Below are 23,431 nucleotides of genomic sequence, written 5' to 3' on the forward strand. Positions count from 1 at the left end.
GCTGCCGCGTACGGCATCCGGCACCCGTGCATGTCGGCCGCTGCCGCGTGCGGCATCCGGCGGCGCGTTGCCGGTCGCCTGTGCGCGTGTTCTGCAATCGGGGTGCGTTCCGCTTGACATCGTACCGCGTCGTACTAAAATCCCGTTTAGCACTCGAAGTCCGAGACTGCTAAACGGGCAGACCGGCAGGTACGAAAAGGAGAGCGACGCCAACTATGCGCAAGTTCAAAACCGAGAGCAAGAAGCTGCTCGACCTCATGATCAACTCCATCTACACGAACCGCGAGATCTTCCTGCGCGAGCTCATCTCGAACGCGTCGGACGCGGTGGACAAGCTGTACTTCCGCAGCCTCACCGACAAGGACATCCAGCTGAGCAAGGACGAGCTGGGCATCCGCGTGGCGTTCGACAAGGACGCGCGCACCGTCACCGTGTCGGACAGCGGCCTGGGCATGACGAAGGACGAGCTCGACCGCAATCTGGGCACCATCGCGCACTCCGACAGCATGGAGTTCAAGGCCGACAACGCCGACGCCCAGGGCGACGACGTGGACATCATCGGCCAGTTCGGCGTGGGCTTCTACTCCGCGTTCATGGTGGCGTCGAAGGTGCGCGTCGTGTCGAAGGCGTACGGCAGCGACGAGGCCTGGGCCTGGGAAAGCGACGGCGTGGAGGGCTACACCATCGAGGAGGCCCAGCGCGAGGGCCACGGCACCGACGTCATCCTCACGCTGAAGGACAACACCGACGACGACAACTACGACACGTTCCTCAGCGAGTTCGGCTTGCGGAACCTCATCAAGCGCTACAGCAACTACGTGCGCTACCCCGTGCAGATGGAAGTGTCGAAGACGCGCGAGCTGCCCAAGCCCGAGGACGCCGGCGACGACTACAAACCCGAGTACGAGGATTACACCGAGGTGGAGACCATCAACTCGATGATTCCCATCTGGAAGCGCAGCAAGTCCGAGGTCACCGACGAGGAGTACAACGAGTTCTACAAGACCGACTTCCACGACTTCACCGACCCGGCGCGCACGTTCAGCATCCACGCCGAGGGCGCGCTCAGCTACGACGCGTTGCTGTTCATCCCCGGCCGCGCTCCGTACGACCTGTACAGCAAGGACTTCAAGAAGGGCCTGGCGCTGTACAGCTCCAACGTGCTGATCATGGAGAAGTGCGAGGAGCTGCTGCCCGACCACTTCAACTTCGTGCGCGGCGTGGTGGACAGCCAGGACCTGCAGCTGAACATCAGCCGCGAGACGCTGCAGCACAACAGTCAGCTGCGCGCCATCGCGAAGAAGATCGAGAAGAAGATCACGTCCGAGCTGAAGAAGATGCGCGACAACGATCGCGAGGAGTACGAGAAGTTCTTCGAGAACTTCGGCCGCGGCCTGGAGTTCGGAATCTACAACAGCTACGGCATGCTGAAGGATCAGCTGGCCGACCTGCTACTGTTCTACTCGGCCAAGCAGGAGAAGCTGGTCACGCTGGACGAGTACCTGGAAGCCGCGCCGGCCGACCAGAAGGCCATCTACTACGCCGCCGGCGAGAGCGTCGAGCGCCTGGCCAAGATGCCCATCGTGAAGACGGTGCTGGGGAAGGGCTACGACGTGCTGCTGTGCACGAAGGACGTGGACGAGTTCTGCTTCCAGTCGATGATGACGTACGGTGCGCCCGCGGCCGACGGCGAGGATGCGCCGGAGCCGTTCGAGCTGAAGAACGTGGCGTCGGGCGACCTCGATTTGGCCTCCGAAGAGGAGAAGAAGGAAGCCGAAGAGACGACGAAGGACAACGAGGCCCTGTTCGCCGCTATGAAGGACGCGCTGGGCGACTCGGTGACGAAGGTGGCGGTGTCGTCGCGCCTGACCGATGCGCCCGCCTGCATCACCGCGGCTGGTCCGGTGTCGCTGGAGATGGAGCGCATCATGGCGCAGATGCCCGACGGCGGCGAGGGCATCAAGTCTGAGCGCGTGCTGGAAGTGAACGCGAAGCACGCGGTGTTCGACGTGCTGCGCGCCGCGCAGGAAGCCGGCGACGCCGACAAGGTGAAGCTGTACGCCGAGCTGCTGTACAACCAGGCGCTGCTGGTTGAGGGCCTGCCCATCGAGGATCCGGTAGCGTATGCGAACGCCGTCACGAAGCTGATGGCGTAATTCAGCTCCGGCGGCTTGTCAGCCGCCGGGGCGGCTCGTACTGTTGGCTGCCTTGGAGCCGCGCCTTCGTGCGGCTCGGGAAGCCCGTGCGCCGCGGAGTCTGATGGCGTAAGTTAGCTGAGGGGCGCTCGTGTTTGGCGAGCGCCCCTCGTTTTGCTGTGCGGGGCGCGGATGCTTCGCGTTAATCACCCCCTGCGGCAGGAGGCGGCTGCCTGCGGGGGCGCTTCGGCCTTAGGGCTGGGCGCAAATGGGGAGCCAGGGGGCAAAGTTCGCCATGGCGAACCCGGGTTGTTCTGGCCTATGAGAAGCAGCGACCTGGGCTTATGTTCGAGACTCTTCTGATTCCGCAAGAAAGATCGCTCGAAAACCCGTCCGAAATTGTCATGGCTGCGGATTTGCGCCCAATCTTTCCTGCGTGGCCTGGAAGGAAACGCTTAGCGTCGCGCGCTTACGGCGACGGCTCCCGCGGCTGCGGCGACCGCGGCGGCTCCGACGACTGCAGTTCCCAAGGGGTCGCCCGTGCTGGCGAGCGGCTTGCCGCCGGAGCCCGGGGCGGGCTCGTCGGCTGGCTCGGGCGTAGGCAGCGGCTCGGGCTCGGGATCGGGGCCGTTCTTGATCACGATGCGCCCTTGGCCGTCCGGATCGGCGTATTCGCCGCCGATCGTTCCCTTCAAATCGTACTGGATGTACTCGATGAGCGCCTTGTTGTCCAAATCCAGCAGCACGGCTTCGTCGTTCATGAACATGGTGAGGCCGTCGCCGCCCTCCACCAGCAAAAACGTGTGCGACACCAGCTTGTAGCGCCGGTTCACGTCGAGGGGCTCGCCGTTCACCAGCACGTCGCGGACGCGGTACTCGCCCGTCACGCCGCCGAATTTCCCACCCGGCATCTGCACCGACGACGGAATGTCCGTGCGCACGGTGTATGCGAGCCCCGACACGTGCTGCAGGCCTCCGCTGGGATTCGGAAGGTTCGCAACGCCCGCCTCCAGCGCGTCGAGGATGTTCTGGCCGAGGGTGTCCACGTAGCACAGCTGGTTGTTGTAGGGCTGCACGTTGATGAGGTCGCCGTACGTCACGTCGCCCGGCTCGATGTTCGCGCGGATGCCGCCGCCGTTGACGAAGCCGATGTCGGCCATGACCCCGCCGTGCCAGGCCAGCGCCAGGTACGCGTCGGCCACGAAGTCGCCGAGGTTCGTCTCGTGCGCGCGCACGGCCCACGTGTAGTCGTCGTCCTCGAGGGCGACCAGACGCACGTCCGAGCGTCCGATGACGCGCTCGGTGATCTTCGCAAGATCCGCTTGCAGCCCGGCGATGAAGGCGGCCGTGTCGGCATCGATGCCGTCCCAGGCCTTGACGATGCTGGCGGTGCCCTTTGTCGTAGATGCGGTGACGGTTTCGGTGTCATTCGAAGCGTAGGCTGCGATGGTGCCGTTCGCGGGATCGATGACCACCTGGCCGATGCCTACCAGCTGGGTGCCCGTCTGCGTGACCAGCACCGGTTGGCCGTTCTTGTTGAGCGGGGTCTGAACGTACAGCTCGTGCGAATGGCCGTCGATGATCACGTCGATGCCGCTCGTGTTCGCCGCCACGGCCGTGCTGGTCCAGCGCGGGGTCACACCATCTTGGCCCAGATGCGCCAGCGCCACCACGTAGTCGGCTCCGTCGGCGCGCGCTTGGTCGACGGCGCTTTGCACGGCATCGTACAGCTTTGTGCCGGAGTCGTCCTCGCAGAAGCCGTAACGGTAGATTCCGTCTTCCTGGAAGTGGGCGGGGGAGGACTTCGTCAGCGATTCGGGCGTGCAGATGCCCAAGTACGCCACCTTCCTTTTCCCGACCGCGGTGTCGTATTCGCGCATGGCGTATGCGTCGAACATGAGGTTGCCCGTGCGCAGGTCGGTGAAGTTGCAGGACAGATACTTCGCGTTCGCGCGGGCGACTAGCGTGTTGAACTGGGTCATCCCGTAGTCGAACTCGTGGTTTCCGGGTATGGCGAAGTCGTAGCCGCACTCGTTCATGACATCGATGAGGTACTCGCCGTTCGTCAGCGTGCCCATGGCCTTGCCCTGCACGGCATCGCCCGCGTCCACAAGCGTCACGTTGTCCGCGCCGTAGGTCGAGCGCATGGTTTTTGCGTAGTTGACGAGCTTCGCGTATCCCAGGTTGTCGTCCACGGCGCAGTGCACGTCGTTCGTGTGCACGATGACGATGGCGCCGGGCTGCGTCGCAGTGGCGGCGGTTGCCGCTTCATCGCCGAACGCGCGGCGGGCGGGAAGCGCGAGCGAGGCCAGCGCCACGGCGGACAGCGTGCAGAACGATCGGCGGGTGATGAGGTGGGCGTGCGGGGCGGTCGGGCGCGTCATGGGCTTCCTCCTTGAGGCGAGCGCGAAACAATGCGGTCAGTATACCGCGAATGTCTTGCGCGCTTTTACTCCACCACGCGAGCGCGGGCGTATTCTTGGACGTCGGCAATGCGGGCTTCTTGGGAGTGCTTGCTGTTGCGGGCGTCGTGCTTCGGCGCGCTTAGCTCTGGGAGTCGTCGACCGTCAAGGCATCGAAGAGGGTCACTATGTCGCGAGTCACCAGCTCCTTCACGTCTTCCGGCGCCGCGCTGCAGTTGTGGTCTTTCAGGAATTCTTCGAGTCGCTCGTTCAGGAGCGCCTCCATCAAGGCCAGCTCGAACTTCGCGTCGACATTCTGATCCGGGAACATTTCCTCAAGCGTCTTCATGGCGGTTCCTTTCGTGCCGATCGGTTTTGCTGTGGCGACAGCATAGATCCACGAAGGCCTGATGTGGGGTCTTTTCGCGCGAGCGGTCCTCGAAGCGCGCCGGAACGGCTTGCGATTGGCCCGAGGCTGACCCGCCGCCGTTCGGGCGGGGAGCTGCAGAAGTTTGGCGAACTTGCGCCCGCATCGACTCGGTGGGGAACGCGAGGGTGGCGCGGCTTGGCAGAGATCGCGCGTTATGCACGATTTTAGGCGGTCGTTTTCGAGGACGGAAAAGAAAAGTCCAGGTCGCGAGAAATGACGATGGCGAAGAATCGTGCATAGCGTGCGATCTCTGCCAAGCACGAATTGACCCGCCGCTGGCTTGCCGCCGACGGGCCGCCTTCGAGCGACCCGTTGCCAGGCTGCCGCGAGATCAGGGCGCCTCGGGCAGGCGTGCGCGGCGAAACGGCCCTGCGCGGTAAAAGTCGAACGGTTCGGCAATTCCGAAGAGGGTCCGACAGCGGCATTTCGGTATCCCGAAGGAATCCCCGCCCCGCATCGCAAGTTCCATGCGATTCGGGGCGGGAGGCGCAGTTACGAGGCCTTCTTCTCTTCGGCAGCCGCTGCTGCCTCCTCGGCGGATTTCTGGGGCTGCGCCTTGATGGCGGCTTCCACGTCGGCGTGGGTGGCCGTGGTGGTGGCGCGGTAGGACGTGATGGCGTAGCCGAACATGCTGTCGCCGATGACGAGCGAGCGCCCTTGGCAGTTCACGTAGCACTGGCCGCAGCTCTGGCAGTTCTCGGGATAGGCCATCACGGATTTCATCTGGTCGTAGTCGAACCGGAACACGTCCATCGGGCAGACGGTCATGCAGCTTTCGCATCCGATGCAGGCGTTCAGGTCGTATCGCTGTACACTCATGGTTGCACCTCTTCTCTCTCAAGCCCGCGCGCTGGCAGGGCGGATTTTGCAGGATCGCGTTGGCCTACTTGCCCCAGCCGCCCGACTTCTCCTCGGCGGGCAGCCCCTTGGCTTCGGCTTCGCCGGGGAAGCGGTAGGTGTAGCGCTTCGCGTAATCCAGCGTCGTGTCGCCCTTCCATTCGTCTTTGACCTCGACGCGCCCCACCTGCATCGAGCCGTCGTCGCCCTTCTGCAGCGTGATGTAGCACAGGAAATCGTCGTCGCGGAACGGGTAGTCCGAGCGGTAGTGGAACCCGCGGCTCTCTTTGCGCTCGAGGCCTGCGCGCAGCTTCATCTCGGCAGACAGCACTTTGTGCTCCATTTCGTGGCACAGGCGCAGTTCGTGGGAGTTCGTGGCCATGAGCTTCGGCACCACGTTGTCGCGCATGTACAGCACCTGGTCGAGCGCGCCCGAAAGCGTGGCCTCGGTTTTGGTGGCATTGATCCAGTACGGCGCCATGATGGCTTGCAGCTGGTCGCGCGCCCAGTTCGGGCTGAATCCCTGCTCGCGGCCCAGCGGGGCGTTGATGGCCTCGGTCAGCTCGCCGGCCTTGTCGGCGGGGATGGAGGCGCTTTCGGCTTTGCCGGCGTACGCGGCTGCGGCTTTGCCGGCGCGATCGCCCTGGATGCTGGTGAAGTTGGACGTGAAGCCGACGCCGCAGGGGTACATGGCGCCCGTGACCGCCGAGGCGTTCATGCCGTCGCCGGCCACGTACAGGCCGTCGACGCCCGTTGCGCCTTCGAGGTCGTCCAGGCCGCAGAACACGCCCGAGCTGAGGTGCGCGCACATGCCCACGGCTGCTCCGTAGATGTCGCCCTTCGGCTTGGGGCTCATCATCTTGCCCTGGCGCGGGTCGTTCGCGTTTCCGCTGGCCGTGCCGCCGCGGCGCGTGACGTCGGCGGTGGACTGGTCCTCGATGTTCGTGCCGTCGTCGTTGGCGATACCGGTGGTGGCCTTCGTCAAACGATCCAGCACCATGGCCTTCGCCTTGCCGGCCGCGTAGCTTGCGGCGTTCTCGGCGGTCACGTCGCCGCCGCACAGCCAGATGTTCTCCAGCCAGTCCCACGAGTTGTTGATGAACGCGTTGCCCGGTGCGAACGACGTGGTCATATGGAAGTCGTCGTACTCCTTGCCGGCGATGGGCAGCCCCAGGTTGTAGCCGATGAACTCGCCGTCGAACGTGTCGTCGCCCACGGGGTAGCCCGTCGGCTTGTAGCAGCCGCCGCCCATGCACATGACCACCGCTTTCGCATTGAACGTGATCACGGTGCCGCTGGGCACGTGGAAGCCCACGGCGCCCACCACGCGATCGCCGTCCTTCACCACGTCGGTGATCATGGTGTAGTCGGCCACGGGGATGTCGTTGTCTTCAAGCGTCTGCATGAACTTCTTGTGGCGGTCGTGCTCGATGTTCGCTTCGCGATACCCCACGTAATCGAGGTTCTCGAAATAGTCGGGCGTGTCCACGGCGCGCGTGTACTGGTCGAGGATGCCCCAGCTGCTCAGGCGCTCGTACGCATCTTTCGAGTCGTCGATCCACGCCTGGTACCAGTCGGCGTTGCCGACGTACTCGGTGCCGGACAGCATGCAGCTCTTGAACGCCTCGGCGTCGTCGCCCATGTCGGGGTCGAACCAGCGATGCGAGCTGGGCCACGGCGACAGTCCCGAATAACCCGGACGCCCCTTGTCCACCAGCACGACGTTCGCGCCTTCGCCCTTGGCTGCCATAGCTGCGTTCAATCCTGCGAATCCGCCGCCGATGACTAGCACGTCGCAATCGTAGGACGTGGTGCTGGGAGCTTTCGCTTCGGGGATGGGAAGCTCCTCGGTCAACCGCGCGGACGCCTCCTTCGCCTCGTCGGCGCTGGCTGTTTTGGCGCCGTCGTTTTCCTGCGGCGAGCAGGCCGCTAGCGCTCCGGCCGCGGCGATGCCTCCCATCGCCAAGCCGGATGCGCGCAGGAACGCGCGTCGCGACAGGCCGCCGGTTTCGGATCCGCTGAGTGGTGCAGTGGTGTTCATGATCCCTCTTTCCCTCTCGGTCGTCTTGACGTCGAACGGCCGACGGCTACGCGGGGAGGGGGATTGCGGTAGCCGTCGGATTCGACAGCACGAATCCTAGGCGTCGCGATACTCCGGCGTCTTCATACGAAACGGTTATTTTTCGGGGGAGCGCGACGTGCAAGCGGTGTGTCCGCCTCGTACGAAACGGACAAAACAGCTGGTAGATCGGCTATTAGGGATTGGCCGTTAACCTTCGGTGCGGAAGGCGTCGATGAACGCGATCAGCTCTTGCTTCGAATGAATGCCCACCTTGCGGTACACGTGCGAGGTGTGCGTTTTCACGGTGGACTCCGAAACGTACAGGGTGCTCGCGATCTTTTTTGCCGAATAGCCGCGATACGCCAGCACGGCGACATCGAACTCGCGCGGCGAGAGATCCAGGCTGCCCAGTGCGGTACGGCACAGCTCTTCTTGCCAGTTTCCCGCGGGCATCGCCGGCGCTTGCGCGGCGCGGGTGGACACGCGCACGAGCAGCCCGATGGCCACGGCGGCGATGGCGAACGAGGCCACGGCCACCAGCGGAACCACGAGGTCGAGGTGCGACAGCGCGCCGAGCAGGCCGGTCTGGTACATGAGATCGGAGGCGATGAACTGCGGAACGGCCACCACCAGCGTCGCGAACAGGCCGAAACCAAGCACGGGTGAAAGGCGCTTCTCATGAGCGGTGCAAGCCAGCATGATGAACAGCAGCGCTTCTATTACGTGTTCGGAGCCGACCAGCGCGCGTTTGCCGAGAAACGATTGATAGTCGGAATCGAGCCCCAGCATCACGGCCAGAAGCGATGCCATATAGCACAGCACCAGCAGCGCGAACACCAGCACGAGCGTGCTCTGCGCATAGCCTTTCGCGCGGAACAGCGCGAGGACGGCCATGCAGATGACCAGTCCTGCAGCTGCCGTAACCACGAGATGCAGGTTCGACAACGCACCCACGCTGATGCCTATCTGCATGGCGGTGAGCGCTTTCACGCAGATGATGCCGAAGTACACGAAGATGAGGCACGGCGCGACGAACCCGTACGGCAGTTCCTTCAGCGCGCTTGGGTCGAACACCCACGCGCGAGGCGCGGCAGGGGCGAGCAGCCCCAGACACCCGCCGCTGATCAGGGGAGCGATGACCAGCAAAGCGGTCGTTTCGATATTCGCCAATGCGCACGCAAGCCACAGCGCGCTGAACGCCAGATACGACCCGGTTACGCAAAGCGCCGTCGAGCGCGTGTCGAACGAGGCCATGCGCGACCCCCAGGCTATGAGCAGCGAAGCGGTGGAAAGCGCCGTCAGCACCATGCCGACGCCCACCGCGATGCTCGACGATCCTGCGAACAGCGGCGAAGCTGCCAGCAGGCCGCTGCCCAGCAAACCGACGGCGGCACAGGCGAAAGGCAGCGTGCGGCTGCGGTCGAGCGCTTCTTGCACGCGTCGGCGCGCAAGCATCAGAATGGCAGCTACCAGGACGAATGCGATAGTGTACACGATGTGGTACGCCGAAATCTCGGCGACGGGCGCGGTTTGCGACGTGAAAACGAGCGATAGGGGATAGTGCCCCGACGTATGGAGCGGCGCCCATACGAACGCCATCCCGACGATCGAGAGCGCACACGTTCGTTTGTCGATTGATTCCATGGCAGAGTCCCCTTCTTTCGCCGATTATAGCAAAGTCGTGCCCTTAAGCTGTACGCCAGAAGAACGGCCTGCCGCGAATCGACCCTCATCGGCGGCTTCGACGGACGTAGTGCACGAGATTCCTCCGGGAATGCACAAAAAAGGGCGACGTTTGATGTTCTGGAGGGTTCATGCAGGGAGCGTCTTGATTATTCTAGCAACGACATAATTCTGAACAGGTATTTCTTGCAGACTTGCGAAAGCGGGCTTGGAGGCGAGGTTGGCGAATATCAAACGTCGCGGTTTTTTGTGCAAAGAAGCTCGTTTCCACTGCAATTGGCAAGGGGGGGGATGCATCGCGGTCGTGCGCTCGATGTCGTCCCGCGCCGTCAAAGCAAGCGTAACGCGTCCGCCACGGGCAGGCGACGGCGGGGGCTCGGGCGGCTTGGGACGCGACCGGGTGCGTTATGGTCGCGGGATGATACGACGACCCTGCGCGGAAAGAAGGCTCCCATGTACGACGATCTCAAGGGCAAGACGGTGGTGGTGACAGGCAGCTCGAAGGGGCTGGGCGCCGCCATGGCGCGGCGCTTCGGCGCCGAGGGCATGAACGTGGTGGCGAACTACCGCTCCGACGAAGAGGGCGCGCGCGAAACGGTGCGAGCCATCGAGGACGCGGGCGGTGCGGCGGCCGCGGTGCAGGCCGACGTGAGCAAGGACGAGTGCGTGGACGCCCTGTTCGACGCTGCGATGTTCTCGTTCGGCGGCGTGGACATCTGGGTGAACAACGCGGGCATCGAGGTGGCTTCGCCGTCCGATCGGAAGTCCATCGAGGAATGGCAGCGCGTCATCGACGTGAACCTGACCGGCGTGTTCGCGGGCTGCCGCCGCGCCATCGATCACTTTCTGGATCGCAAGATGCCCGGCGTCATCATCAACCTGTCGTCGGTGCACGAGATCATTCCGTGGCCGCATTTCGCCGACTACGCGGCCAGCAAGGCAGGAGTCGGCATGCTGACGAAGACGCTGGCGCTCGAGTACGCCGACCGCGGCATCCGCGTGAACGCCATCGCGCCCGGAGCCATGAACACGCCCATCAACGCGGAGAAGTTCGCCGATCTCGAAGCGCGCGCCGCAACCGAACGGCTCATCCCGATGGGGTACGTGGGCGCCCCCGAAGACGTGGCCGCCGCCGCGGCCTGGCTCGCGTCCGACCAGGCCAGCTACGTGACCGGCACCACCCTGTTCGTCGACGGCGGCATGACGCTGTACCCCGGCTTCCAGTTCGGGCAGGGCTAGGGCGACGCTTACCCGGCCTTCACGGCGCCTTTGTCACAGCGGTTGCCCCAGGAGTCGATGATCTTCCCGTCGCGGTAGACGCAGATGATCTCGCAGTGGTTCGCGCACTTCTGGCACTCCACCTCGCGGGTGACGAACTCGAACGTGCGCAACGCGTCGAAGTCGAACGCCTCGCCGTCGCCGGGCTCCCCGGCGCGCGGAGCGGCCTCGGCGGCCAGCAGCGCCACGCCGAACGCGCCCATGAGGTGGCCGTCCTCGTCCACGACCACGTCCATGCCCAGCTCGTCGCGGAACGCCTGCACCACGCCGGCGTTCTTGCTCACGCCGCCCTGGAACACCACGGGCGCGGCGATCTGCTTGCCTTTGCCCACGTTGTTCAGGTAGTTCGTGGCCACCGCGCGGCACAGGCCGGCGATGATGTCCTCGCGCGCGTAGCCCACCTGGATCTTATGTACGAGGTCGCTCTCGGCGAACACGGTGCAACGCGCCGCGATGTTCGCGGGCTTCTTCGAGGTCAGCGCGATGTCGCCGAACTCTTCCACCTCCACGCCCAGCCGATGCGCCTGGCTCGACAGGAATGCGCCCGTGCCCGCCGCGCACAGCGTGTTCATGGCGTAGTCCACGGCGATGCCGCTCTCCACGCAGATGATTTTCGAGTCCTGGCCGCCGATCTCCAGGATGGTGCGCACGTCGGGATGCAAAAACGTCGTGCCCACCGCGTGCGCCGTGATCTCGTTCTTCACCACGGTGGCGCCGCACATGGCGCCCACCAGCCGCCGCGCGCTGCCGGTGGTGCCCACGGCGCGCACGCGCACCGCGTCGCGATCCACCTGCGAGCCCAGGTCGGCCACCACGCGGCGCGCGGCATCGGCCGGGTTGCCCTCGGTCCACAGGTACGTGCGCGCGATGATGCGCCGGTCGGCGTCGATGATCACGCCCTTCGTGGAAATCGACCCGATGTCGATGCCGAGGTAGCAGTCCGTTCGCCCTGACGGGACGGGGCGTCCCTCGCTGGCGTTGGCGGTCGTGTGAGTTTCCCTTGCTTCGGTCATCGGGCCGTCTTCTCCTTCTTCATGGCGATCATGTCGTAGAACGCTTCGAGGCGCGTGTCCAAACCGGTGTCGCTGGTCTGCGAGTCGTAGCTGAGGTACAGCACGGGCACGCCGGTGTCGCGGCTGATGCGCTGCAGCACGGGCATGCAGTCGACCTCGGGCGTGCAGCCCGACGACTTGAGGTGCACGATGCCGTCGAACCCTTCCTGCGCGTACTTGCGCGCGGCCGCGATGGTCATGCTGGACGTGGGGCCCATGTCGTACTGCACGTACTCCGAGATGCCGGCGCGCAGGTTCTTCTCGTTGTAGCGCAGGTTGCGGTTCGTCATGTTCAGCGCTCGGTGCAGTTCCACGCCCATGTCCAGGAACTTGCGCTCCAGATCAAGGTTGCTGGCTGGGTCGGCTGCGGTGAAGTACTCGCCCACGATGCCCACGCGCAAGGGGCGGGCGGGGCGATGCTGCGGCAGCGCGCGCAACGCATCGAGGCCCTTCCGCTGCGCTTCGGCGATCTCGCGCTCGTTCGTGGCCGCGCGCATGTCGGCGAAGTACGCCTCCCGCGCGCGCTCGAACGACCCGGGCTCGGCTTCGAACCCGGCGTTCGCCAGGTAGAAATCGTTCACTTCGTCCAGGTGCTCGATCATTTTAAACACGGCCAGCATGTTACGCACGCCATGCGGCACCGACAGGTCTGGGTTCACCTTCTTCTTGCATACCGAGATGTACTCGGTCAGGGGCTTGCCGGTGAGCATGGCGAAGTTCAGCATGTCGAACTCGTAGCCCAGATCGCGCATGATGGATTGCTGCAGCTCGCCGTAATACCCCAGGCGGCAGGGCCCGGCGAACTGCACCAGCACGTCGGCGCCCAGCTCCAGCGCCTCGATGTAGTCGCCCAGGATGTGCTTGAACGGCGCGCACACCATGTCGCTGGAGTGGCGCGAGCCCAGCTCGATGGTGCGCTTCGTGGGCTTCGGCAGTGCGACGAAATCGGCGTCCAGCACGTGTTCGACGAAGAATTTGAACGCGATGTCGTAGTAGCTGTAGCGGAAGAACGCCACGCGCGTGCGGGCGTGGCGTTCGCGCTTGGCGCGCGGCTTCTTCGGCAGCGAGGGCAGCAGCTTGAACGGGCCGCGCCGCGTGCCCACCACCACGCGGGCGCCGCGCACCTCGCGGTCGCCGTCGGTGTGCAGCGGGTTCACCGCGTCGCGTTTCGTCTCAGGCGCCAACGTAGCCCCCTTTCTTCTGGTAGCGCAGGATGTCGATGAAGCTCTCGACGCGCGTCTCCAACCCGGCGGTGCCGCTTTGCGCGTCGATGGTGAGGTTGAGCACCGGCTTGCCCTGGATGCAGCGCACGATGGCGTCGTCGGTCATGGAGTCGGGCCCGCAGGGGAACGCGCTGACCAGCACGATGCCGTCCACGCGGTGGTGCAGCTGCGTGATGGCGCCGATGATCTCGCGGTTCACGATCCACGGCAGCGTGTCGGAGAAGTCGAAGCTGGCCTGCAGCGAGCGCTCACGGTCGGCCTCGTCGGCGAACAGCACCACGGCGTTCATGCTTTCCAGCAGGTCCGTCAGCGCGCCGCCCATGAACGCATCGTGCGCGAGGTAGGGGTGCGCTGCCAGCAGGATGGCAAGCGGTGCGTCCTCGGGGCGCCGCGCCGCCGCCCGCGCGGCTTCCAGCTGGGACAGGGCGCGCGTTTGCCGCAACGTCGCGGCGCGTTCGGCCTGCTCCTGCGCGCGGGCGGCCGCTTTCCAGGCGCGCTTCGCCTCGCGCGGGCCCGTGTAGCGCTGCGTGGCCAGCTCGATGAGCGCGTCTTTCATGCTTTTGTGTTCATCCACCTCGTTCACCAGGCACGACAGTACTTCGATGCGCTGGTCGGCGAAGGTATTGGCCACGAGGTCGGGCAGCGCCTGGAACTTCGTGCAGAACCCGCGCCGTCGTCCCACGTTGGCGATGCTGGGCACGAACACGGCATCGCACGCGTCCGAATCCACCAGCGAGGCCACGTGTCCCAGGTAGATCTTCGAGGCCAGGCAGCACTCGTCGTTCGACAGCGCGTCCCCGTGCGCCACGGTGGAGCGGTCGGTGGGGTCGCTGAGCACGACGTCGCAGCCCAGCGCCTCGAAGAACGTCGTCCACAGCGTGCCGTAGCGGTAGTGCAACAGCGCGCGCGGCATGCCGATGCGGCGCGGGCCGTCGGCGGCGGCGCGGAGGGGGAACCCGGGTGATGCCATGCGTGCTCCTTGGGCGAGGTGGTTTGATCTGCAGAGCCGGAGCCCGATGACGGCGCCGTTCTTGCCTAACGCAGCTTACACCAACAGTCGCGCGGCGCTCGAAGGCACGCCCAAGCGACATGCTTTCTTCGCGGGGAGGGGTGTTGCGTTGGTGGCGGGTTGCTTGGGGGGTCGCGTTGGGGACGGCGGTGGGTCGGCGGCGGGTTGCTTGGGGTCTTGCTGGCGACGGCTCGCCGGCGGGTTGAAGGCGAGCTGGTGGCGGGTCGTTCGAGGGGGCCTCGCCTCCGGTTGACTCGCGCGTGGCAGAGATCGTACGGTATGCACGATTCTCCGCCGCCGCCGTTTCTCGCGACCTGGGCTTTTCCTTTCCGCCTCCGAAAACGACCACCTGAAATCGTGCATAGCGCGCGATCTCTGCCACGGCGTTCCTCCGTTCGCCGTCGGATCGATGCGGATGCGAGTCTGCCGGGCTCCTGCGGCGAGCCGCTCGAGCGGCTCGCGTCTTTATAGGTGCTGCGACGGAGGGTGCGCCCCTCCGCCACTCGGTTTTTCCGCAGGAGGTGGGATTTGCGGAAAGCGCGTAAAACCACCCGTCCCTGCGACGCGCTGTGACGCAGCTTGCGCCGATGGAGCCCCTTTCGCAAAGCCCGTAAGCGACGCGCGCCCTTCGTGCGATCAGAGGCGCTCTTCTCGCGCGTTTTGTGCTCAGGAACTGCTGTTCAAAAGATAGTTGAACGGGGCGCGTCTCGGATGCAACGACCTAGGAGCGCGGTAGAATCTCAAAAAGGATCGGCGCGCGATAGGTTCGAGGTAGACTTTTTGAATATCAAGCAAGTAAGATACTTCGTCGCTGTGTTCCAGAGCGGCAGCTTGTCAGCGGCCGCAAAGGAGCAGTACGTAACCGTCCAAGCGGTCTCGAAGGCTATCGCTGATCTGGAGCGAGAACTGAAGAACGAGCTGTTCGTGCGCGAAAGCCGCGGCGTGCATCCCACCCTGTTCGGAAAGGCCTTCTACGTCAAAGCCGAGCCGGTGCTGAGAAGCTTCGACGAGTTGGAGGCGTTTGCGCACAGACGACGCTCTGCCGAATCTCCGTTGTTGCGGTTGGGGCTGTGCGCGTCTCCGCTCTATGGATACGAGCAAGCATGCGCCAGCATTGCATCGTTCGTCTACAAGAACTCGGGCATCGAAACCTCTATACGGCTTGAGGCGGGGCTTCGCGGCTTCGGGGCGCTGCAGGCGGGACACCTGGATGCGCTTATCGTGGTTGGCGCATGCCGTCACCCCGATATGGATTGCCTGAATCTCGGCAAGGTGATGCTGGGCGTGATTATGTCGTATCGGCACCCCTTGGCGCAGCATCAAACTGTCAGCTTGGACGATATAAAGCCGTACCCCGTCTCCATATCGGAAGACTTCGACCGCTTCAACGATTCCGTTGCGGAGTTCTATCGTGAGCGCGGGATCGATATTCTCGTCAGCGCGACTACTGCCGCGCAGTTCGAGCGCTATCTGACGCGAGAGAACGGGTTGGCGCTCACCGTTGGCGTTCCTGCGCTCGGTCAGTTCAACCCCCTCACCGAGTTGAAACCCATGGCGGCCAAGGATTCCGTTTCCGTGCCTATCTGCCTCGTCAGCCTCAAAGGACGCAAGGCGCCCGCCTATGCGGGCTTCGAGCGCTGGATGACGAACGAGCTTGCCGTCAAAGGCGGCGATCCGGTCAGGAGGTTCGTGTCCACGACGGCTTCTACTCCTGCATGTTCTGAGGCAGGAACAGGTTGTTGAACGCCTCGGTCATGGACGGGTGCGTGAATACGGCGCTCTGCAGCACGGAGGCGGGAATGCGTGCATCCATGACCAGTTTCACGGTGTTCACCAGCTCCTGCGCATCTTCGCAGAACAGATCCATGCCCAGCAGCACTCCTGAGTTCGCGTCTACCACGGCCTTCATCAGACCCACCGGGTCTTGCAGGATGCGCGCTTGCGAGATTTTTTCAGCGGGCAGTTTGTATACCTGTACGGAATAGCCGGCTTTGCGCGCCTCGTCCGCGGTCATGCCGACGCGCGCGAACGGCGGGTGCACGAACGTGCAATAAGGGATGGCGCCGCGGTTCTTCGTCGTGCGCGATCCGTCGCCCAGCAGGTCGGATGCGACGATGCGGAAGTCGTCGTAGGCGATGTAGGTGAATTGCATGCCGCCCGTCACGTCGCCCATGGCCCAGACATTGTCGGCCGTGGTGCGCAGGTGCTCGTCCACCTTGATTCCGCCGCGGTCGTTCAGCTCGATGCCGGCGGCTTCCAGGTTGAGGCCGGTCGTGTTCGGGGTGCGGCCGACCGCGACCAGCACGGCATGGCCGGGATAGCGCTTCTCCTCGCCGTTCACCTGGGCGAACACCAGCACCTGGTCGTGCTCGTCGTCGATGTGCGTCACGTGCGCGTCGTACACGATGGTGACGCCGCGGTCTTCGAGGCTCCTCCGCACGGCTTCGGCCGTCTCGGGATCCTCGTGGGCGAGGATGGCGTCGCTGTTTTGTAGGATGGTCACCTGTGCGCCGAAGTCGGTGTAGAACGAGGCGAACTCGAGGCCGACGTAGCCGCCGCCGATGATGACGAGCTGGCGCGGCAGGGTGGGCAGCTCGATGAGCGAGCTGCTGACGAACACGCGCGGGCTGTCTATGCCGGGGATGGAAGGCAGCTTCGGCAGCGAGCCGGTGTCGATGAAGATGCGCTTCGCCTCGATGCTGCGCGTGCCCGACGCGGTGGCCACCGTCAGGTGCGTGGCGTTCGCGAACGATGCGCGGCCGTCGATGACGTCGACGTTCTCGCGATCGGCCAGCGCGCGGTAGTTGCGTTCGCGCGAGGCGGAGCGCAGTTCTTTCATGTCGTCGACGGCCGCGGTGTAGCGCTCCTCGCGTTCAACGATAGAGCCGCCTACGGCCGCGGTCAGTCGTGCCGATTCCACGAGTGCCTTCGTGGGGATGCATGCGTTGTTCACGCAGGCGCCGCCGTACATGGTGTCGGACTGCTCCACGACTACGATGTTCTGGCCATCGTCGGCAAGCGCACCGCCCAGGGCGAGGCCCGCCGTTCCGAACCCGATGATCGCTGCGTCGAACTGTTCCATGGTGCGTCCTTTCGTCGAGACCCTAAAGGGGGCCGCTCTATTCGGGGCATGTTGCACGCTGCCGAAGATGTTTATCGTAGGGCACCCGACCGCCCGGCTGGCGATGGCCGGCGATCCGCGCGAAAGCGGTCATGAAAGCGTGGACAACTTGTTTCCCTGCCCGCGCTGAAAGCCCTATACTGGAGGTAGGACGTTTTCAGGCGGCGCACCGCGCTCGCCGCGACCGAGAGGAGGCCCACCATGGCCGTTAACAAGTTGCTCGTGGCGTTCGACGAATCCGAGGGTGCCGACCGCGCGCTCGCCATGGCCGCCAGCCTGGCTGCAGTGAATCCCGAGGCGCATGTGGACGTCGTGTACGTGGTGCCTATCCCGCTGCTCGACGAAACGCAGATGGCGAACTTCAAGGACATTCTCGACATGATGATCTCCGACGGCGAGGATCTGCTGGCCGAGGCCGAGCAGAAGATGGGCGAGGACGTTGCCGCGCGCACCGACTCGCTGCTGCTAACCGGCACGAATCCGGCCACCGAGATTGTCAAGCTGATCGGCCAGCGCGACTACGACCTGCTGATTGTGGGCAACCGTGGCCTGAGCGGGCTCAAGGAGTACATGGGCAGCGTCAGCCACAAGCTGTTGCACGCATCGCCCATCCCCGTGCTGATCGCGAAATAACCTTCCGAACGCGAAACGGCCCCGGGCAATGAGGCCGTTTCGATGAGACAAAGGGACGGGGCTATTGTCTCATTCGCGTGATTCGCGGGCGTTTCGTGCGGGTGCGGCGGAGCTTGGACAGGGATCCGCCGCATCCGCACGGCTTTGACGCGTGCGCCGACGGCTTGCGGCGCACGTTCCCCTCCCGTTCTACGCATGTTCGCGGACGCTCGGTCTGACGAGCGTTTCGGTTTGTCGCCTTGGAGATCCGTGCGCGTTCCGCAGTTGGCTTAGCGGAGCGGTTGCCCATACCTGTCCACGTGTCGTTTCCGGCGGGACACGCACGGACCTCCAAGGCGACAGATTCTACTGCGCGTCGCCTGCGAAGCTGCCTGGCTCGGTTCCGGCCACCTTTTCGCCGTTCCAGTCGACGATGCCGCCCAGGTCGAACACGTGCTTGTAACCCAGGTTGAGAAGCATGTTCGAAGCGTGTTCGCTGCGCACGCCGGTCCGGCAGTAGACGATGATGGAGGCGTTTTCGTCCACGCCTTGAAGGCCGGCGGGTTTGACGGAGCCGATGGTTTCGACGGGTATGTTGATGGCTCCGGGGATGTGCCCGTCAGCATATTCGCGTGCGGTGCGGACGTCTACAAGGGTTGCGGAGTTTTCGCTCATCATGGCAACCGCCTCGTCCTCGGAAATTGTGGCGTACCCGCCGTTGCGTTCGTTTGTCATGGATTCCTCGCTTTTGCTTTGGTTTTGAATTGCGGGCGCGTCGGATGATGCGGCGGGCGTTTCCGCGCATGCCGCCAGGGTGAGCGCTCCGGCTGCGGCCAGCGTGACGACGGCCAGCGCCGCGTGTTTTCTCATACGGCTATTCATGAGCTGCAACGTCCTCCTAAGGGGAGCGCTAGGGTCGACGGTAAGTAACTGTAACGCTATTGCATACAGATTACAAAGTCAAGCATAGTATTAGAATTTTACGAACATGCGATATCGTCTTCACAAGGCACCGCGCTGTCTGCTTGACGGCCCTTCGTGCCCCCCGGCTGGTCTCGCAATGGCAAAAAGATACCGAATTCGGAAGCGAGCGGGCGTCCCTGTTCGGCATCGGCGCATGATGCTGGAGACGGGATCGTTTTGACCGGGCGTTATCGGGAGAGGCCCTTTCCTGCTTTCTGAGGAGAGGCGCAGCGACTTCCGAATTCGACGCCTTTTCGCCATTGGCCGTGCTGTCGGTTGCACGGAGGCGGCCGCGGGCTGCGAGACGACGACGGCTGCTGCTGGCGCGAGGCATAGCCCGCGGCTCGGCGAAGCGCTGGCTATGCGCGCAAGGATCAACAAGCGTACGAATGTTTCACGTGAAACATTCGGGGTCGAACAGGAGAAGGAGCCCGAACGACGGTTTTGAGAGCCGGCGGCCACGATGCGGCTGCGACCCGTTCGTATGCAAAGCGCCCTCCGGCGAGAGCCGGAGGGCGTGAGGGGAGGGAAGGCGGTGTGATGACGCTCGGGCGTCGGGCGTGCCGGCTCCCGAGCGTTCGGCGCGTTACGCGCCGTAGTACTCCAGAGCCGACTGGGCGGCGATGCGGCCGGTGACGGTGCCCATGCACATGGACGAGCCGCTCACGGCGTAGCGCATGTAGAACAGCTCGGCGTTGCCCAGCGTGCCGCCGGCATACAGGCCGGGGACGGGCTTGCGGTCGGCGTCCAGCACTTCGGCCTTCGTGCTGATGGCCAGCTGGCCGAACGAGTCGTTCGTGTTCGGTGTGATCTGGATGGCGTAGAACGGCGCCTTCTCGATGGCCTGCAGGTCTTCGGGCTTCTTGTGGAAGTCGGCGTCCTCACCGGCCTCGCACAGCTCGTTATAGCGCTCGATGGTCTTCATCAGCGGGTAGGAGGGCAGCCCGGCCGCCTCGGCCAGCTCCTCGATGGTGTCGGCCGTGTCGACGACGCCCTTCTCCACGCCCTTCTTGATAAGCTCCATGCGCTTGTCGGGCTGCTGCGAGTCGCAGATGATGGTGAATTCCTTGCGGCCGCTTTCCACGAACGGCGTGAAGTAATCGAACTGGCTGGTCATAGACTCGTTCGCGCAACGATAGCCCAGGTCGGTGACGAACACGCCCGTGTTCACCATGCGCAGCGCGCTCAGCTCGTCGTTGAGGGGCAGCGGTTCGCGGCCCACCAGGTGGATCTGCGACAGGCCGCCCTTCAGCAGCGTCATGGCGCCGGCCTGCTTCGCCAGCTCGATGCCGTCGCCCGTGTTGCTGGGGCTGCTGAACGTGTGCCAACCCACGGCACCCGGCGCGTACAGCTCCTTCGCCCAATCCTGGCCGTCGAAGCCGCCCGAAGCCAGCATGACGGCCTTCGCGTTGATGGTGTACTCGGTCTTGCCCTGGCGCGCCTTCACGCCCGCGGCCTTGCCGCCGTCCATGAGCACTTCGATGGCGCGCGTTTCCATCATGATTTCCACGCCGTTCTTCTCGGCTTCGGCGATGAGGTTGTCCACGATGCCCTTGCCGCTGGTGGTCGACAGCATGGAGCGGTCGGACACGTTGTCGCCGGGCTTCTTGTCGAAGTCGCAGCCCAGCTCCACCAGCCAATCCATGGCCGCGCCGCCGCCCTCGGCCACGAGGCGGCAGATGTCCATGTTCGCGTCGCCGTCGGACTGATCGAAGAAGAACTGCGCCACCTCCTCGGGTGTGCCATAGTCCGTGTAGCCCAGCTCGTCCTGCTTCTTCGCGCCGCAGCAATAGAAGTTGCCGGAGCAGATGGACGAATCGCCGCCGGTCACGTTGTGCTTTTCAAGCACGACCACCTTGGCGCCGGCGCGCGAGGCCTCCACGGCCGCGCTCATGCCGGCCACGCCGCTGCCCACGATGACGAAGTCGACGTCCTTGGTTTCCTGCTTCTCGGCCGGGGTCTCGGCGGCGGCTTGGATGGTGTCGGGCTTCTGGGCGCCGGTTGCGCTCGACGTGTTGTTGGCGCTTGCGGCATCGGAGCCGCTTTCGGCGCTTGCGGGCGCCGCGGTGCTTTGCGGCGCGCAGCCGGCGAGGCCGCTTCCGGCTACGACGGCTGCCGTCGCGCCCAGTCCCATAAGGAACGAGCGGCGCGAAACGCCTGCGGATGCGATGTTCTTTCCCTCTGTGCTCATGATGATCCTCCCTGTTCGACGATGCTTCTTGTCGGCGGCCGACCCTCCTCCGGTCGATCCGCTGTCGCCATCCTGCCAGGGAACGGGGTCGCCCCGCCAGCGCCAAAGTGGGTGGATTGCGAAAACCCTCCATAGTGGAGGGGTGGAGGGTGGAGGCACGAAGGCGGGTCGGGAGGCGGAACGCTGCTGCACACCTTGTCTTCCTGAGCGCAGCGCCGTAAGGCGCGGGGTCGAAGGATCCCGTGCGGTGCCAACTGGAAGCGCCGCAGCTGCCGCCGCACGGGATCCTTCGACCCCGCGCTTAGCGGGTCTCCCTGCGCTCGCTTCGCGCGCTCGGGAGTTCGACAGTCTGCTGGCCTGTCGAATGCTGCGCTCGCTCAGGACGACAGCGGGCGTCCCTCCGCGTGGAGCTCGACGCGGTCGAGGAGGTCTTGCTTGTCGACGGCGCTGCTCTTCTGGTACACGTTGTGGATGTAGCCCTTGATGGTGTTCGGCGACAGCCCCAGCTCGTCGGCGATGTACGTGCGCGTGCGGCCTTGGCACAACAGGATCAGCACGTCGGTTTCACGGGCGGTGAGGGCATGGGCGGCGGCGAACGAGCGCAGCAGATCGACTTGCATCGTGCGCACGTCGCTCGTCTCGGGTACAGGCGACGACGACGGCGCTTCCTTCTGCGCGCGTCGGGTTTCCAGCCGCTTCGCCACGATGGGGTTGAGCGCCAGCACGAACAGCGACACAAGTGAGATGAGCGCGAGTCCCGTCACCAGCACATCCTGCGCGATCACCGCCGCGCCGAACGCGACGCCTCCGAGGATCAGCAGCGCCGACGCCCCCAGCGCAACGCTCAGGTACACCCACATTGATACGTGGTCGCGTTCGCCCAGCAGGCACACGGCGATGCGAACGTTCATGCCCGACAGGTAGAACGCCACGAACACGAGCACCGCCGCAATCACGTGCACGATGGGCGAAGTGATGAACGGCAGCGCGATCAGCGCCACGGCCACGATGGGGAACAGGATGTCGTACAAATCGCCCACCGACAACGCGTGCTTCTTGCGCACCACGTACGCCAGCATGATGCCGGCTGCCAGCAAGATGTCCAGCACGGCCTGCGCGGCGATGGGCACGGGCTCCTCGACCACGGTTGCCACCTGGCTCACCGCGCCGAACACGAACGAGAACACCGCCAGGTACGACACCGCTTTCACGAAGTCGCCCGCGCCGCCCTGCGCGAGGCTGACGCGCCGCGCCGTTGCATCCATCGGTGCCGTGCGCGCAAGCGGCAACGCCGAAACCACGATGATGGCCAGCGCGAACAGCAGCTCGAAGGTGCCCGATGCGACGAAGATGACGGCCGCCACCGCCCCGCCGCACAGAAACGACAGCGGCACGGTGCGCGCAAGCGACACCTGGCCGCGCTCGTGTAGGCTGGTGATGCGCGCCATCCATGCAAGCTCGGCGGTGGCCAATCCGTAGCCGATCAGGCTCGAGGCGGCGATGGCGTACGGCCAGCCGCCCTCGATGAGCCCCACCAGCCGCGCGAACATGAGGGCGTTGCCCAGGAAGGCTGCGGCGAAGGCGCTGACGATGCGCGCGCGGCGCGTGGGCTTGCGGCGCAGAGCGTAGGCCAGCGCGGTGCCGGCCATCGTCAGCGCGTACGCGAGGAAGAACAGTGCGCCGAACGCATCGCCCGCCCCGTGCGACAGGCTCATCTCCTGAAGGAACGTGCTGGAGATCATGAGGGGGAACGTCAGCCCGCACACGATGCCGTATCCCACGGCGCTGCCCGCGAGCGTGCGTTTCGCGCCCGCGGATTCCGGCTTGGTTTCGTGCTGCATATCCCCTCCCTCCTCGTTCCCCGTATTCTACTCGACGCGCGCGCCGAGTAGCGGACAGGTTTCGCGCGCATGCAAAACGCATAGCGCATCGGAAGGGAGAGCGGACGGTGGCGTACGAATGTTTCACGTGAAACATTCGCGTTCCGACGCGGGAGGGCCTCGGCGAGGACGGCATCGCGACCTGCCAGGCCATCATTCCGCGCCAGCATTCCTCCTCTGCTCGCGGGCCTCGTTCGGGCGTTGGCGGGCTTCCCCACGAGTGCGCGACGCTCTGCTGACCGTTCGGTTTCCGTGTGCTGCGGCCGCATGCTCGTCCGCGCGACCGCGACCATACTGGAAAGGATCACGCAGCGATAAGGAGCAGGCATGGAAGGCATAGACCGGACGGCGCTCGCGCCCGCGGACGCGGCGCGCGTGCACGAAAGCGACGAACCCGAAACCACCCCGCTGACCTCGACCGTCGACGATGCCGAGCGCGCGGCGGCCTTTGATGCGCCTTCGACCGCAGCACGCTCCGGCCATGTCTCGGCCTCGGCCACGTCCGACGCGGCCCGCGACGCGGCGGCGCGCACCCGCGCGCACGAGCTTGCCG

At 64.9% G+C, this 23,431-nt stretch carries 16 protein-coding genes and 1 pseudogene; 5 read left to right on the plus strand and 12 right to left on the minus strand.

The features are described from left to right. Positions 1-215: 215 nt before the first annotated feature. Positions 216-2,156, plus strand: a complete 1,941-nt coding sequence (gene htpG / locus HMPREF1023_RS08280) for a molecular chaperone HtpG (RefSeq protein WP_009305770.1) — start codon at positions 216-218, stop codon at positions 2,154-2,156. Between the two features lie 434 nt (positions 2,157-2,590). Here the strand turns inward: htpG and HMPREF1023_RS08285 are convergent, their stop codons facing one another. From HMPREF1023_RS08285 to HMPREF1023_RS08305, 5 genes are all read right to left on the minus strand, one after another. Then, the gene (locus tag HMPREF1023_RS08285; RefSeq protein WP_009305771.1) at positions 2,591-4,519 is read right to left on the minus strand and encodes a bifunctional UDP-sugar hydrolase/5'-nucleotidase; all 1,929 of its coding nucleotides are present in this window, start codon (positions 4,517-4,519) and stop codon (positions 2,591-2,593) included. Between the two features lie 160 nt (positions 4,520-4,679). Next, complete coding sequence (locus HMPREF1023_RS08290) at positions 4,680-4,886, minus strand: hypothetical protein (RefSeq protein WP_009305772.1); 207 nt, start codon at positions 4,884-4,886, stop codon at positions 4,680-4,682. Positions 4,887-5,459: 573 nt separating this feature from the next. After that, positions 5,460-5,786: a ferredoxin family protein gene (locus HMPREF1023_RS08295; protein WP_009305773.1), complete on the minus strand. Its 327-nt coding sequence runs from the start codon at positions 5,784-5,786 to the stop codon at positions 5,460-5,462. A 64-nt stretch (positions 5,787-5,850) separates the two neighbouring features. Beyond that, positions 5,851-7,845 (minus strand): FAD-binding protein, encoded by a 1,995-nt coding sequence (locus HMPREF1023_RS08300; RefSeq protein WP_009305774.1) that lies wholly within the window; start codon positions 7,843-7,845, stop codon positions 5,851-5,853. 228 nt (positions 7,846-8,073) lie between these two features. Further along, positions 8,074-9,510, minus strand: a complete 1,437-nt coding sequence (locus HMPREF1023_RS08305; RefSeq protein WP_009305775.1) for a LuxR C-terminal-related transcriptional regulator — start codon at positions 9,508-9,510, stop codon at positions 8,074-8,076. Between the two features lie 492 nt (positions 9,511-10,002). On the opposite strand from HMPREF1023_RS08305, the gene HMPREF1023_RS08310 reads away from it, so the two are divergent. Continuing rightward, positions 10,003-10,788 carry a glucose 1-dehydrogenase gene (locus HMPREF1023_RS08310; protein ID WP_009305776.1) on the plus strand — a complete coding sequence of 262 codons (786 nt, stop codon included), beginning with the start codon at positions 10,003-10,005 and terminating at the stop codon, positions 10,786-10,788. Positions 10,789-10,796: 8 nt separating this feature from the next. Here the strand turns inward: HMPREF1023_RS08310 and HMPREF1023_RS08315 are convergent, their stop codons facing one another. From HMPREF1023_RS08315 to HMPREF1023_RS08325, 3 genes are read right to left on the minus strand one after another with little or no spacing between them, the layout of a single operon-like run. Further along, complete coding sequence (locus HMPREF1023_RS08315) at positions 10,797-11,840, minus strand: acyl-CoA dehydratase activase (RefSeq protein WP_009305777.1); 1,044 nt, start codon at positions 11,838-11,840, stop codon at positions 10,797-10,799. After that, entirely contained in the window at positions 11,837-13,063 is a 1,227-nt protein-coding gene (locus HMPREF1023_RS08320; RefSeq protein WP_035578732.1) for a 2-hydroxyacyl-CoA dehydratase, read from the minus strand. The genes HMPREF1023_RS08315 and HMPREF1023_RS08320 overlap by 4 nt, the downstream gene beginning before the upstream one ends. Further along, the gene (locus HMPREF1023_RS08325; RefSeq protein WP_009305779.1) at positions 13,053-14,072 is read right to left on the minus strand and encodes an acyl-CoA dehydratase activase-related protein; all 1,020 of its coding nucleotides are present in this window, start codon (positions 14,070-14,072) and stop codon (positions 13,053-13,055) included. The genes HMPREF1023_RS08320 and HMPREF1023_RS08325 overlap by 11 nt, the downstream gene beginning before the upstream one ends. Positions 14,073-14,741: 669 nt before the next feature. Here HMPREF1023_RS08325 and HMPREF1023_RS08330 point away from each other — a divergent pair. Then, positions 14,742-15,854, plus strand: coding sequence for a LysR family transcriptional regulator (locus HMPREF1023_RS08330; RefSeq protein WP_226844521.1), 1,113 nt, complete (start codon positions 14,742-14,744; stop codon positions 15,852-15,854). On the opposite strand, the gene HMPREF1023_RS08335 is transcribed toward HMPREF1023_RS08330, so the two are convergent. Next, entirely contained in the window at positions 15,817-17,193 is a 1,377-nt protein-coding gene (locus tag HMPREF1023_RS08335; protein ID WP_009305781.1) for an FAD-dependent oxidoreductase, read from the minus strand. The genes HMPREF1023_RS08330 and HMPREF1023_RS08335 overlap by 38 nt on opposite strands. A 240-nt stretch (positions 17,194-17,433) precedes the next feature. On the opposite strand from HMPREF1023_RS08335, the gene HMPREF1023_RS08340 reads away from it, so the two are divergent. Then, positions 17,434-17,865, plus strand: a complete 432-nt coding sequence (locus HMPREF1023_RS08340) for a universal stress protein (protein WP_009305782.1) — start codon at positions 17,434-17,436, stop codon at positions 17,863-17,865. Between the two features lie 345 nt (positions 17,866-18,210). Here the strand turns inward: HMPREF1023_RS08340 and HMPREF1023_RS08345 are convergent, their stop codons facing one another. The 3 genes from HMPREF1023_RS08345 to HMPREF1023_RS08355 form a co-directional block, all read right to left on the minus strand. Further along, positions 18,211-18,714, minus strand: a complete 504-nt coding sequence (locus HMPREF1023_RS08345; RefSeq protein ID WP_009305783.1) for a rhodanese-like domain-containing protein — start codon at positions 18,712-18,714, stop codon at positions 18,211-18,213. Between the two features lie 679 nt (positions 18,715-19,393). Then, a complete protein-coding gene (locus HMPREF1023_RS08350; RefSeq protein WP_015759883.1) occupies positions 19,394-20,998 on the minus strand; it encodes an FAD-dependent oxidoreductase in 1,605 nt (534 codons plus the stop codon). 377 nt (positions 20,999-21,375) lie between these two features. Further along, positions 21,376-22,839, minus strand: coding sequence for a helix-turn-helix transcriptional regulator (locus tag HMPREF1023_RS08355; RefSeq protein WP_009305785.1), 1,464 nt, complete (start codon positions 22,837-22,839; stop codon positions 21,376-21,378). 366 nt (positions 22,840-23,205) lie between these two features. On the opposite strand from HMPREF1023_RS08355, the pseudogene HMPREF1023_RS08360 reads away from it, so the two are divergent. Continuing rightward, positions 23,206-23,431 (plus strand): annotated as a pseudogene (locus tag HMPREF1023_RS08360) (MFS transporter); the annotation flags it as partial.

Origin of the sequence: Eggerthella sp. 1_3_56FAA, assembly GCF_000185625.1 — a bacterium.
In the GTDB taxonomy this organism is placed as follows: Bacteria; Actinomycetota; Coriobacteriia; order Coriobacteriales; family Eggerthellaceae; genus Eggerthella; species Eggerthella lenta.